The sequence below is a fragment of the Achromobacter sp. 18P8.1.1 genome (genome assembly GCF_057799415.1).
This window is the reverse complement of the sequence record NZ_JBYOKH010000051.1, coordinates 36640-48747: the sequence shown is the minus strand read 5'-3', so window position 1 is coordinate 48747 and position 12108 is coordinate 36640. Positions and strand designations below refer to the sequence as shown.

Below are 12108 nucleotides of genomic sequence, written 5' to 3'. Positions count from 1 at the left end.
CGTCGGTGGTCAACGTCTACACCACCAAGCACGTCAACGTGCCCTTGATCCCCCTGCCTGATGATCCCGTGCTGCGCCAGCTGTTCGGCCAGGTGCCGGGCGTCAGCCGCCGCCAGGCCACGACCAGCCTGGGCTCTGGCGTCATCGTGAACCAGGACGGCCACGTGCTGACGAACTACCACGTCGTGCAGGCGGCCGACGCGATCGAGGTGGCCTTGACCGACGGACGCCGCGACACCGCCAAGGTGGTGGGCGCCGACCCCGACACCGATCTGGCCGTGCTGAAGCTGAGCACGTTGCGTGCCCTGCCCGCCGCCACGCTGGCGCCCGACCGCGGGCTGCGCGTAGGCGACGTGGTGCTGGCGATCGGCAATCCGTTCGGCGTGGGGCAGACCACCACGCAAGGCATTGTGTCGGCGCTGGGCCGCAACGGGCTGGGGCTGAACACGTACGAGAACTTCATCCAGACGGACGCCGCCATCAACCCCGGCAACTCCGGCGGCGCGCTGGTGGACGCCGAGGGCAATCTGGTCGGCATCAACACGGCCATCTATTCCGAATCGGGCGGGTCGATGGGCATCGGGTTTGCCACGCCCATCGAGATCGCGCGCAAGGTCATGGACGACATCGTCAAGACGGGCGGGGTCAAGCGGGGCTGGCTGGGCGTGGAGCCGCAGGACGTCACGCCCGAACTGGCGCGGGCCTTCGGGCTGGGCGCGGATGCGAAAGGCGCAATCATCGCGGGCGTGATGCGCGACGGCCCCGCGGCGCGCGGCGGCCTGCGCGTGGGCGACATCGTGCAGTCGGTCAATGGCAAGCGCATGACGGATACGGCCCAGCTTCTGGCGGAAATTGCGCAGCAGCCTCCGGGCCAGCGCGCGACCCTGGGCATTCTGCGCGGGGGCAAACCGCAGGACGTGTCCATCGTGGTGGGCACGCGGCCGGGCCAGCCCCGTTAAACCCCTGGGCCGTTAAGCGCTCAGGGCGCGGGACCGGGACCGGGCCCGGGCCCCTCCACCAGCAGCCGGACGACCGACAGCACGGTTTTCTTCGTGCTGTCGGGCTGTTCCCGCAGCAGGGCGCAGATTTCAGCGCAGTAGCCGTCGATGGCGGGCGTGATAGTTTGCGCGGCGGGGCGCAAGCCGTCCTTGCCGGCCGGTAGGCCGTGGGGGCCGGGCTCGGCGCCGCTCAACACGCCGTCGGTCAGCCAGGGCACGCTGGTCTCAAGCGCGGTGGCCAGGCGCAGCAGCGTGCCGCGAGACGGCGAGTAGCGGTCTTCGCGGGTAAGAATGCGATGGATGCAGGATTGCGGCACGCGGGAGATGCGTGCCAATTGATTCTGGCTGTGGATGCCGCGCCACCGCATCAGGGCGCGCAGCCTTTGGGCAAGCGACATGCCTGCAATGTAGGATTGCAGGCAAGGAGCGGGCAAGAGTTAATCAGTCCTATCTTGCCCTGCCATCCCCGCCAGCCGCAGGATCAGTGCCGTTCGGTCAGGGAATCCGCGGTTTCTTCGTCGGTGGCGGCACCCGGTTTGGGCGACACCATGCGCGCGCAGATCAGCCCCACTTCGTAAAGCAGGCACAGCGGCACCGCCAGCATGAACTGGCTGACCACATCGGGCGGCGTGACGACCGCGGCGATGATGAAGGCGCCGACCACGACATAGCCGCGCGCCGCCTTCAGCTTGGACAGTTCGACGATGCCCATCTTCACCAGCAGCACGACGGCCACGGGCACTTCGAAGGTGATGCCGAAGGCCATGAACATCGTCATGACGAAGCTCAGGTAGGCCTCGATGTCCGGCGCCGGCGTGATGGATTGTGGCGCGAACGTGGCGATGAAGTGAAAGACCGTGCGGAACACCACGAAATAGCAGAACGCCATGCCCGCGATGAAGAGGAACGTGCTGGAGATGATCAGCGGCAGCGCCAGGCGCTTTTCGTGTCGGTACAGGCCCGGCGCGACGAAGGCCCAGGCCTGGTAGAGCACCACCGGCAGCGCCACGATGAAGGCGGCCATCATCGTGACCTTGACGGGCACCATGAACGGTGTGATGACGCCCGTGGCGATCATGCGCGTGCCTTCGGGCAGCGAGGCCAGCATGGGCGCGGCCAGCACGTCATAGATGGCGGATGCGCCGGGGTAGATGAACAATACGATGAACACGGCCACCACGGCGCCTACGGCGCGCAGCAGGCGGGTGCGCAATTCGACCAGGTGAGAGATGAAGGTCTCTTGCTGGCCTTCTTCTTGGGAGGCGTCCTGGGTCACGTCGGTGTTCCGGAGGGCGTGACGGGCTGGGCGGCCTCGTCAGCCTTGGGCGCGCTGGGCGCCGGGGCGGGTTGTCGGGGGGCAGCGGGTGCGATCACCGGCCCGTGGACCGGACCCGTAGCGGGAGCCGGGACGGTAGCGGGGGCGGACGCGGAAGCCGAGGTCGGGATGGTGGCCGGCGCGGGGCTGCGTTCGGACACCTCAGGCAGACCCAGATCCAGGCTGTGATTCTGTCCCGGCGGCGCGATGGTGCGGGCGGCTTCGGCGGGGGCGTTGGCCGTGGAGGCGTTCCCGGCCGAGGCATCCCCCACGATCACCGGCGCGACCTTGCCGCTGGCTTCGCGGGCGACTTCGTCGAGTTCCGCACGGAATTGCTGGACGGGTTCCTGCAGCGAGGCGTGCGTGTCGTTCAGCGACTGCTGCACGCCTTGCGCGGCGTCTTCCATCTCGTTTTTGAACTTGCGCAGTTCGTCGAGTTCGATTTCGCGCTGGATATCGGACTTCACGTCATTGACGTAACGCTGCGCGCGCCCAAGCAGGTGGCCGACGGTGCGGGCTACCTTGGGCAGGCGTTCGGGGCCAATGACGATCAAGGCGACGACGCCGATCACCATCAGTTCAGTGAGGCTGACATCAAACATTCGACGGCCGCTCGGGAATTGAAGCAATAAGGGCCGGCCCGTTCAGGGCAGGCCCGGGAGACGAGCCGGGGCTCAGGAGTTGGTCTTTTCCTTGGCCTGCACGTCGATGGTTTCACCGGAAACGCGCTGCTGCGCGATCGGGTCGGCCGGCTTTTCGCCGTTGGCGTCTTTCATGCCTTCCTTGAAACCCTTCACCGCGCCACCCAGGTCCGAGCCGATGTTGCGCAGTTTCTTGGTGCCGAAAATCAGCGCCACGATGACCAGAACGACCAACCAATGCCAAATGCTGAAACTACCCATGATGTTTCTCCGAATTACGCGGTGGGGGCTACGCGCCCTTTCCAGGGCCGCGAGCCGCCGATGATGTGGAAATGCAAATGCGGGACTTCCTGGCCGCCTTCGACGCCAGAGTTGATCATGATGCGAAATCCGCCATCAGGGCCCGGACGGCAACCGTTTTCGGCTGCTAGCCGCGGCGCCAACGACATCATTCTACCCAACCAACCTGCGTCCTCACCCGTAATATCCTGCATGGATGTGACATGACGTCGAGGGATCAGCAGTAAATGCACCGGTGCGGCCGGATTGATATCGTGGAATGCAACAAAGTCCTCGTCCTCGTAGACCTTCTTGGACGGGATGTCGCCAGCGGCGATCTTGCAGAAAAGACAGTTGTCGCTCATTTTCCGGGCTCCGTGGTCAGTCTTTGGGGCGGCTTGCCTTCTCGGCCAGGCCCGACAGGCCCTCGCGGCGGGCCAATTCGGCCAGCACGTCTTCCGGCCGCAGGTTGAAATGGGTCAGCGCGACCAGGCAGTGGAACCACAGATCGGCCGTTTCGCTGACGATGCGCTCGGGCACCCCGTCTTTGGCGGCCATGACCAGCTCCGTGGCTTCTTCGCCGATCTTCTTCAGGAAGGAATCGGGGCCTTTGGCCAGCAGCTTGGCGGAATACGACGCCGTGGGGTCGCCGCCGTTTTCGGGGCGGCGGGTTTCCAGCGTGTCGGCGATGCGCGCCAGGATATCGGCGGCGGTTAAGGCTTGATCGGTCATTTGTAGATCATTTCCGGGTCTTTGAGCACCGGGTCCACCGTGACCCAGGATGCCTGGTCCGTCTGGCCTTCCAGGCGGCGGTAGAAACAGCTGGCGCGGCCGGTGTGGCAGGCAATGCCGCCTTCCTGGTGGATTTTCAGCAGGATGACGTCGCCGTCGCAGTCCAGGCGCAGTTCATGCACTTCCTGGACGTGGCCAGATTCCTCGCCCTTGCGCCACAGGCGCTGGCGCGAGCGCGACCAGTACACCGCACGGCCGGTGGCGGCGGTTTCGGCAAGCGCTTCGCGGTTCATCCAGGCCACCATCATGATCTGGCCATTTTCAAAGTCTTGCGCGATCGCGGGAATCAGGCCGTTTTCGTCGAAAACGACGTCGGCCATCCAGGTGGGTTCATTGCTCATATCAGTCCAACCTTACTGCAATACCTTGTTCGGCCATGAAGCGTTTGCATTCGCCAACGGTGTGCTGGCCGAAATGGAAGATGCTGGCGGCCAGTACGGCGCTGGCGCGGCCGGTGGTGACGCCGTCGGCCAGATGCTGCAGGTTGCCGACGCCGCCGGAGGCGATGACGGGCACCGGCACGGCATCCGACACGGCGCGGGTCAGCTCCAGGTCGAAGCCCGACTTGGTGCCGTCGCGGTCCATGCTGGTCAAGAGGATCTCGCCCGCGCCATAGGCGGCCATGCGGCGCGCCCAGGCCACGGCGTCCAGCCCGGTGGCCTTGCGGCCGCCGTGCGTGAAGACTTCCCAGCGCGCGGGCTCGCCGGCCGCCGACACGCGGCGCGCGTCGATGGCCACGACCACGCATTGCGAGCCATGGTAGTCGGAGGCGGCGCGGACCAGTTCCGGATTGGCCACGGCCGCGCTGTTGATGCTGATCTTGTCGGCCCCGGCATTCAGCAGGCGCTGGATGTCGGACACCTGGCGCACGCCGCCGCCCACCGTCAGCGGGATGAAGACCTGCGAGGCCACCTGCTCGATGATGGGCAGGATCAGGTCGCGGCCGTCGCTGGTGGCGGTGATGTCCAGGAAGGTGAGTTCGTCGGCGCCCTGCTCGTTGTAGCGGCGGGCGATCTCGACGGGGTCGCCGGCGTCCAGCAAGTTGACGAAGTTCACGCCCTTGACGACGCGGCCGGCGGTGACGTCAAGGCAAGGGATGATGCGGCGGGTCAGCGCGCTCTGGACGGGCGTGCCGGCCCCGGGGGTGCTGCTGGAGGTGGTCATTTTGCCAATTCGTCGGCGCGAGCCTGGGCTGCCTGGAAATCAAGCGTGCCTTCGTAGATGCTGCGGCCCAGGATGGCGCCTTCGACGCCCTCTTCCTCGACGGCGCACAGGGCTTCGATGTCCTGGATGCCGGCGATGCCGCCCGAAGCGTACACGGGGATGCGCACGTGCTGGGCCAGGCGGACCGTGGCTTCGACGTTGACGCCCGACAGCATGCCGTCACGGCCGATGTCGGTGTAGATGATGGCTTCGCAGCCGTAGTCTTCGAACTTCTTGGCCAGGTCGAGCACGTCGTGGCGGGTCAGCTTGCTCCAGCCGTCGGTGGCGATCTTGCCGTCGCGGGCGTCCAGGCCGACGATGATCTGGCCGGGGAAAGCGCCGCAGGCGTCTTGCAGGAAGCCCGGGTTCTTGACCGCGGCGGTGCCGATGATCACGTAGGAGATGCCGGCGTCAAGGTAGCGCTCGATGGTGTCGAGGTCGCGGATGCCGCCGCCGATCTGGACGGGGATGTCGTCGCCGACGGCGTCCAGGATGGCCTTGATGGGCGCTTCGTTCTTCGGCTTGCCGGCAACGGCGCCGTTCAGGTCGACCAGATGCAGGCGGCGCGCGCCCTGGTCAAGCCAACGGGTGGCCATGGCGGCGGGGTCTTCGGAGAACACCGTTGCATCGTCCAGGTCACCCTGGCGCAGGCGCACGCAGCGCCCGTCTTTAAGATCGATGGCGGGGATCAGCAGCATGGTGGGCAGCAAAAAAGAAAGAGGGGTTGAATGGGCTGGCGCAGCAGGCTCTAGGCCTACGGCTGCCAGTCTACAAAATTGCGATACAGGCGCAAACCGTGCTCGGCGCTCTTTTCGGGGTGGAACTGCACCGCGAAAATGTTAGCTGCCGCCACTGCGCAGGTAAAGGCGACGCCATAATCGGTTTCACCAACAGTCAGGCCGGAATCGTCCGGGTCGGCGTAGTAACTATGGACGAAATAGAAGTGCGTGTCGTCCGGAATGCCGTCCCAGATAGGGTGAGAGCGCGTCTGGCGGACTTTGTTCCATCCCATGTGCGGCACTTTCAGCCGTTCCGGGCGCGTATCGACCGCGCCGGCCGCGCCGGTGTCGGCCAGGCAGGCTTCGTCGTCGGCGGCGATCAGGTCGGCAAAGCGCGGGCCCGAGAAGCGGCGCACGACGCCGGGGAACAGGCCCAGGCAGGACGTGCCGCCCTCTTCAGAGGAGTCGAACAGCATCTGTTCGCCCACGCAGACGCCCAGCAGGGGTTTGTTGCGCGCGGCGCGCACGACCGCTTCGCGCAGGCCGGATTCATTCAGGGTGCGCATGCAGTCCGCCATGGCGCCCTGGCCCGGAAACACTACGCGGTCAGCCGCGTCGATGTCCTGGGGCTGGTTGCAGATGCGGATGTCCGCATCGGGGGCGGCGAACTTCAGGGCGCGTGCGACGGAGTGGAAATTGCCCATTCCATAGTCGACGATGGCGATAGTGGTCACTTCTTTTGCCTGGTGCGGGTGGGGTTGGCGAACGTTACAGCACGCCCTTGGTGGAGGGCACGACGTCGCCCATGCGCGGGTCGACTTCCATGGCCATGCGCAGGGCGCGGCCACAGGCCTTGAACACGGTTTCCGCCTGGTGGTGGGCGTTGAAACCGCGCAGGTTGTCGATATGCAGCGTGATCAGCGCGTGGTTGACCAGCCCCTGGAAGAACTCGCGCGTGAGGTCTACATCGAAATTGCCGATGTGGGCGCGCGTGAACGGGATGTGGTATTCCAGGCCGGGGCGGCCCGAGAAGTCCACCACGACGCGCGACAGCGCTTCGTCCAGCGGCACGTAGGCGTGGCCGTAGCGGCGCAGGCCGGCCTTGGTGCCGACGGCCTTGGCGATCGCCATGCCCAGCGTGATGCCCACGTCTTCCACCGTATGGTGCGCATCGATGTGCAGGTCGCCCTCGGCCTTGATGTCGAGGTCGATCAGGCCGTGGCGCGCGATCTGGTCCAGCATGTGGTCCAGGAAGGGCACGCCCGTGTCGATCGTCTGCTTGCCGGTGCCGTCGATGTTGATGGCCACGCGGATGCGGGTTTCGTTGGTGTTGCGGGTGATCTCTGCGGTACGCATGTTAAGCACTCAAAATCTCTTGCAGGGCAGCCAGCAAGGCGGCGTTCTCGGCCGGGGCGCCCACCGAGATGCGCAGGCAGTTGGCCAGGAGCGGATGGGCGTTGGAGAAGTTACGAATCAATATTTTGCGCGTTTTCAGCGCAAGATGCACGGCGTTGCCGTCCAGCTTGCCGGAAAAGCGCGCGAGTATGAAGTTGCCGGCGGAAGGGAATACCCTGACGCCGGGCAAGGCGGCCAGGGCGGCGGCCAGCGGTTCGCGGTCGGCGCGCAAGCGCGCGGCCTGCTCATCCAGCACGTCCTTGTGCCGCAGGACCGTCATCAGCGTGGCCTGGGTCAGTACGTCCAGGTTGTAGGGCGGGCGCACCTTGTTCAGTTCGGCGATCCAGTCCGGATGGCCGGCCATGTAGCCGAAACGCAGTCCCGCCAGGCCGATCTTGGAGACCGTGCGCATGACGACCACGTTGGGCGCGTCCAGCACCTGGGGCATCCAGCTGCGCTCGGCAAAGGGCTGGTAGGCCTCGTCCAGCACCACCAGGCCGGGGGCGGCGGCGATGATCGCCTGCACGTCGTGGTCGGACCAGAGCCCGCCGGTGGGGTTGTTGGGCACGGCCAGGAACACGACCTTGGGCTGGTGTTCGCGGATGGCGGCCAGCATGGCCGGCAAATCCAGGGTCAGATCATCGGTCAGCGGCACGCCGACAAAGCGGGCGTGGTCGAAGCGGGCCGCCATGTCGAAATAGACGAACGACGGCCAGGGCGACATCACCGTGTCGCCCGAGTTGCAGCAGGCCTGCACGACGATGTGGATGAGTTCGTCCGAGCCGTTGCCGAACAGCACGTCGGCGCCGTCAGGCACGCCGAAGCTGGCCTTTACCGCCTGCTGCAGCGCGGACAGGTCCGCCGCAGGGTAGCGGTTCAGCGCCGTGTCGCGCACGGTGCGGGCGATGTCGTCGCGGACGGCGTCGGGCAGCTCGTAGGGGCATTCCATCGCGTCCAGCTTGATGCAGCCTTCCGCGTGGGCCACCGGATACGCGGCCAGTTCGCGGATATCGGCGCGGACCGTGCCGGCGATGCGGCCGGCGACGCTTGCCGCCGGGGCCGCGCTCATGGCTTGTCGATCCGGTACTGGGCGCTGGCGGCGTGCGCCTGCAGGCCCTCGCCCAGCGCCAGTTCGGCGGCGATGCGGCCCAGCGTCTGGGCGCCCGCGTGCGAGACCTGGATCAGGCTGGAGCGCTTCTGGAAGTCATACACGCCCAGCGGCGACGAAAAGCGCGCCGTGCGGGACGTGGGCAGCACGTGGTTGGGGCCCGCGCAGTAGTCGCCCAGCGCTTCCGAGCTGAAGCGGCCCATGAAGATCGCGCCGGCGTGGCGGATCTTGGCGGTCCAGATCTCGGGCTGCTCGGTGGAGATTTCCAAGTGCTCGGGCGCGATGTCGTTGGCGATCTGGCAGGCCTCGTCCAGGCTCTGGACCTGGATCAGCGCGCCGCGGTTGGCCAGGCTGACGCGCAGGATGTCGGCGCGCGGCATCGTGGGCAGGAGGCGCGCGATGGCGGCTTCGACTTCCTCGATGAACGCGGCGTCGGGACAGAGCAGGATGGACTGCGCCAGTTCGTCGTGCTCGGCTTGCGAGAACAAGTCCATGGCGATCCAGTCGGCCGGCGTCTTGCCGTCGCAAATGACCAGGATTTCGCTGGGGCCGGCGATCATGTCGATGCCGACCGTGCCGAACACGCGGCGCTTGGCTGCGGCGACATAGGCGTTGCCCGGGCCGACGATCTTGTCCACGGCGGGCACGGTGCCGGTGCCGTAGGCCAGTGCGCCCACGGCCTGCGCGCCGCCGATGGCGAACACGCGGTCCACGCCGCCGATGGCGGCCGCGGCCAGCACGATCGGGTTGCGCACGCCGTCGGGCGTGGGCGTGACCATGATCAGTTCCGGCACGCCGGCGACCTTGGCCGGGATGGCGTTCATCAGCACCGACGAGGGATAGGCGGCCTTGCCGCCCGGCACGTACAGGCCCACGCGGTCCAGCGGGGTCACCTGCTGGCCCAGCATCGTGCCTTCGGCGTCGGTGTAGGTCCAGGTCTCGGCGCGCTGGCGTTCGTGGTAGCTGCGCACGCGGTCGGCGGCGGCTTCCAGCGCATTGCGCTGGGCGGCCGGCAGCGCGGCAAGCGCGGCATGCCAGTCGGCCTTGGGGATTTCCAGCGTGGCGGCCGATGCGCCCGGCATGCGGTCGAAACGCTGCGTGTATTCCACCAGCGCGGCGTCGCCGCGGGTGCGCACGTCGGCCAGGATGCCGGCGGCGGCGCGGTCGATGGACTCGTCCTCGGTGGCCTCGAAGGCCAGCAGCTTGGACAGGGTGGATTTGAATCCGGGATCGCGGGAGTCGAGACGATTGATCAGGGCCATGGCGTCATGCAGCAAAGCGGAAAGCGGCCGCCGCGCGTCGCGGCGGGCGGGGGTCAGGCGTTGCGGGAGGCGGCTCTTTCGAAGGCGTCCAGCAGCGGTTGCAGGCGGGCGCCGCGGGTCTTCAACGCAGCCTGGTTGACGATCAGGCGCGACGAGATCGGCATGACGTCTTCCACGGCGACCAGGTCGTTGGCGCGCAACGTGCCGCCGGTGGACACCAGGTCGACGATGCAGTCGGCCAGGCCGACCAGCGGCGCCAGTTCCATCGAACCATACAGCTTGATGATATCGACGTACACACCCTTGGCCGCAAAGTGTTCACGGGCTGAGTGGACGTACTTGGTGGCCACGCGCAGGCGCGCGCCCTGGTGCACGGCGCCTTCGTAGTCGAAGCCGTTGCGCACGGCCACGGCCAGGCGGCACTTGGCGATGTTCAGGTCGATGGGCTGGTACAGGCCGCCGGGCTGTTCCTTGGCGTGCTCGATCAGCACGTCCTTGCCCGCGATGCCCAGGTCGGCCGCGCCGTATTGCACGTAGGTCGGCACGTCGGAGGCGCGCACGATGATCAGGCGCAGGCCAGGGTCGCTGGTCGGGAGGATCAGCTTGCGCGAGCTTTCCGGACTTTCCGTCACTTCGATGCCGGCCTCGGCCAGCAACGGCATGGTTTCTTCAAAGATCCGGCCCTTGGACAGCGCCAGGGTCAGGGGTTTCGTCGTGGCATTGTTCATTGCCGAGCCGCCTCAAATTGAACGGGTCCACTCGCGGGGCAGCAAGCCGAAGGCGCAGCGTGGGGGCCGCCGTGCCGCCGGGCCGCCCCAAGGCGGGGCAGCCCCCTCGGGGGGCAGCAAGCCGAAGGCGCAGCGTGGGGGCTATTGTGTTTCATGCCTGTTCCTTGCCGGTAACGCGTTGGATATTCGCGCCCAGGGCGCGCAGTTTGACTTCCATCTGGTCGTAGCCACGATCCAGGTGGTAGATGCGGTCGACCAGCGTGTCGCCGTCGGCCGCCAGGCCGGCGATGACGAGGCTGGCCGAGGCGCGCAGGTCGGTGGCCATGACGGCGGCGCCCGACAGGCGGGTGACGCCGCGCACGACGGCGGTGTGGCCATCGATGTCGATGTCGGCGCCCATGCGGCGCAGTTCCTGCACGTGCATGTAGCGGTTCTCGAAGATCGTCTCGGCGATGACCGAGGTGCCTTCGGCGACCGCATTCAGGGCCATGACCTGGGCCTGCATGTCGGTGGCGAAACCGGGGTATTCATGCGTGCGGAAACCCACGGCTTTCGGGCGCGCGGACATCGCGCCGCGGATCCAGTCCGGGCCGGTCTCGATGGTCAGGCCGGCTTCGGTCAGCTTGTCCAGCGTGGCGCCCAGGATGCTGGCGTCGGTGTTCTTCAACAGGATGTCGCCGCCTGCCGCGCCCACGGCGCACAGGAAGGTGCCGGCTTCGATGCGGTCGGAGATGACGCGGTGTTCCGCGCCGTGCAGGCTCGCAACGCCGTCGATCACGATGCGGTCCGTGCCGTGCCCCTGGATGCGGGCGCCCATCTTGATGAGCAGTTCGGCCAGGTCCACCACTTCGGGTTCGCGCGCGGCGTTCTCCAGCACGGTGCGGCCTTCGGCCAGCACGGCGGCCATCAGCAGGTTCTCGGTGCCGGTGACGGTGACCATGTCGGTGCGCACGGACGCGCCTTTCAGGCGCTTGGCACGCGCGACGACGAAGCCGTGTTCGATGCTGATGTCGGCGCCCAGCGCGGCCAGGCCCTTGATGTGCTGATCCACCGGCCGCTGGCCGATGGTGCAGCCCCCGGGCAGGCTGACGCGCGCCTCGCCGAAGCGGGCGAGCAGCGGGCCCAGCACCAGGATGGAGGCGCGCATCGTCTTGACGAGTTCGTACGGCGCTTCCAGGTTGTCGACGCGGTCGGCCTGCAGCGTCACCACGCCGTCCGTGCCGCGTTCGGCGCGCACGCCCATGCGGCCCAGCAGGCGCAGCATGGTGGCCGTGTCGTTCAGGTGCGGCACGTTGGTGAGGGTCAGCGCATCGGCAGTCAAGAGGCCCGCGCACAGGATCGGCAGCGCCGAATTCTTGGCGCCGGAAATCGAGATTTCGCCGTGTAGCCGCGCACCGCCCGTGATGCGGAGTTTATCCATCACTTGCCTGCTTGCTGGTATTCGGCGGGGGTCAGCGTGCGCATCGACAGCGCGTGGATCTCGGCCTTCATGCGGTCGCCGAGCGCGGCGTAGACCAGCTGATGGCGCTGGATCAGGCGCTTGCCTTCGAAGGCGGTGCTGACGATGACGGCGTCGAAATGCGAGCCGTCGCCTTGCACGTCGAGATGTTCACAGGACAGGCCGTCCGCGATGTATTGGCGGACTTGCGCGGGAGTGGGAAGCATGGA

The 12108-nt window shown here is 67.0% G+C and carries 17 protein-coding genes; 1 reads left to right on the top strand and 16 read right to left on the bottom strand.

Annotated features, from left to right (window positions below):
* Positions 1-959 (top strand): trypsin-like peptidase domain-containing protein (locus tag AC27VE_RS25120; RefSeq protein WP_488705299.1); only part of this gene is annotated, 959 nt, incomplete at its 5' end.
* A 20-nt stretch (positions 960-979) separates the two neighbouring features.
* On the opposite strand, the gene AC27VE_RS25115 is transcribed toward AC27VE_RS25120, so the two are convergent.
* The 16 genes from AC27VE_RS25115 to AC27VE_RS25040 form a co-directional block, all read right to left on the bottom strand.
* A complete protein-coding gene (locus AC27VE_RS25115) occupies positions 980-1396 on the bottom strand; it encodes a helix-turn-helix domain-containing protein (RefSeq protein ID WP_427958387.1) in 417 nt (138 codons plus the stop codon).
* Between the two features lie 83 nt (positions 1397-1479).
* On the bottom strand, positions 1480-2274 hold the full coding sequence (gene tatC / locus AC27VE_RS25110) for a twin-arginine translocase subunit TatC (protein WP_006224529.1): 795 nt from the start codon (positions 2272-2274) through the stop codon (positions 1480-1482).
* Positions 2271-2915 (bottom strand): Sec-independent protein translocase protein TatB, encoded by a 645-nt coding sequence (gene tatB, locus AC27VE_RS25105; RefSeq protein WP_006224530.1) that lies wholly within the window; start codon positions 2913-2915, stop codon positions 2271-2273. The genes tatC and tatB overlap by 4 nt, the downstream gene beginning before the upstream one ends.
* 72 nt (positions 2916-2987) lie before the next feature.
* A complete protein-coding gene (gene tatA / locus AC27VE_RS25100) occupies positions 2988-3215 on the bottom strand; it encodes a Sec-independent protein translocase subunit TatA (protein ID WP_006216828.1) in 228 nt (75 codons plus the stop codon).
* A gap of 14 nt (positions 3216-3229) precedes the next feature.
* Positions 3230-3598 (bottom strand): histidine triad nucleotide-binding protein, encoded by a 369-nt coding sequence (locus AC27VE_RS25095; protein ID WP_006224531.1) that lies wholly within the window; start codon positions 3596-3598, stop codon positions 3230-3232.
* Positions 3599-3614: 16 nt separating this feature from the next.
* Positions 3615-3965, bottom strand: a complete 351-nt coding sequence (locus AC27VE_RS25090; RefSeq protein WP_488705298.1) for a phosphoribosyl-ATP diphosphatase — start codon at positions 3963-3965, stop codon at positions 3615-3617.
* Positions 3962-4366: a phosphoribosyl-AMP cyclohydrolase gene (gene hisI, locus AC27VE_RS25085; protein ID WP_006224533.1), complete on the bottom strand. Its 405-nt coding sequence runs from the start codon at positions 4364-4366 to the stop codon at positions 3962-3964. The genes AC27VE_RS25090 and hisI overlap by 4 nt, the downstream gene beginning before the upstream one ends.
* Position 4367: 1 nt before the next feature.
* On the bottom strand, positions 4368-5189 hold the full coding sequence (gene hisF / locus AC27VE_RS25080) for an imidazole glycerol phosphate synthase subunit HisF (RefSeq protein WP_488705297.1): 822 nt from the start codon (positions 5187-5189) through the stop codon (positions 4368-4370).
* Positions 5186-5926 (bottom strand): 1-(5-phosphoribosyl)-5-[(5-phosphoribosylamino)methylideneamino]imidazole-4-carboxamide isomerase, encoded by a 741-nt coding sequence (hisA, locus tag AC27VE_RS25075; protein WP_006224535.1) that lies wholly within the window; start codon positions 5924-5926, stop codon positions 5186-5188. Before hisA ends, hisF begins: the two co-directional genes overlap by 4 nt.
* Positions 5927-5982: 56 nt before the next feature.
* Positions 5983-6681, bottom strand: coding sequence for an imidazole glycerol phosphate synthase subunit HisH (gene hisH, locus AC27VE_RS25070; RefSeq protein ID WP_280027253.1), 699 nt, complete (start codon positions 6679-6681; stop codon positions 5983-5985).
* Between the two features lie 34 nt (positions 6682-6715).
* Positions 6716-7303: an imidazoleglycerol-phosphate dehydratase HisB gene (gene hisB, locus AC27VE_RS25065; protein WP_006216836.1), complete on the bottom strand. Its 588-nt coding sequence runs from the start codon at positions 7301-7303 to the stop codon at positions 6716-6718.
* A gap of 1 nt (position 7304) precedes the next feature.
* The gene (hisC, locus tag AC27VE_RS25060) at positions 7305-8411 is read right to left on the bottom strand and encodes a histidinol-phosphate transaminase (RefSeq protein ID WP_488705296.1); all 1107 of its coding nucleotides are present in this window, start codon (positions 8409-8411) and stop codon (positions 7305-7307) included.
* The gene (gene hisD, locus AC27VE_RS25055) at positions 8408-9712 is read right to left on the bottom strand and encodes a histidinol dehydrogenase (RefSeq protein ID WP_488705295.1); all 1305 of its coding nucleotides are present in this window, start codon (positions 9710-9712) and stop codon (positions 8408-8410) included. The genes hisC and hisD overlap by 4 nt, the downstream gene beginning before the upstream one ends.
* Positions 9713-9765: 53 nt before the next feature.
* Complete coding sequence (gene hisG, locus AC27VE_RS25050; RefSeq protein WP_006224539.1) at positions 9766-10440, bottom strand: ATP phosphoribosyltransferase; 675 nt, start codon at positions 10438-10440, stop codon at positions 9766-9768.
* Positions 10441-10591: 151 nt separating this feature from the next.
* A complete protein-coding gene (gene murA / locus AC27VE_RS25045) occupies positions 10592-11860 on the bottom strand; it encodes a UDP-N-acetylglucosamine 1-carboxyvinyltransferase (protein ID WP_488705294.1) in 1269 nt (422 codons plus the stop codon).
* Positions 11860-12105, bottom strand: a complete 246-nt coding sequence (locus AC27VE_RS25040) for a BolA family protein (protein ID WP_006224541.1) — start codon at positions 12103-12105, stop codon at positions 11860-11862. The genes murA and AC27VE_RS25040 overlap by 1 nt, the downstream gene beginning before the upstream one ends.
* Positions 12106-12108 lie beyond the last annotated feature (3 nt).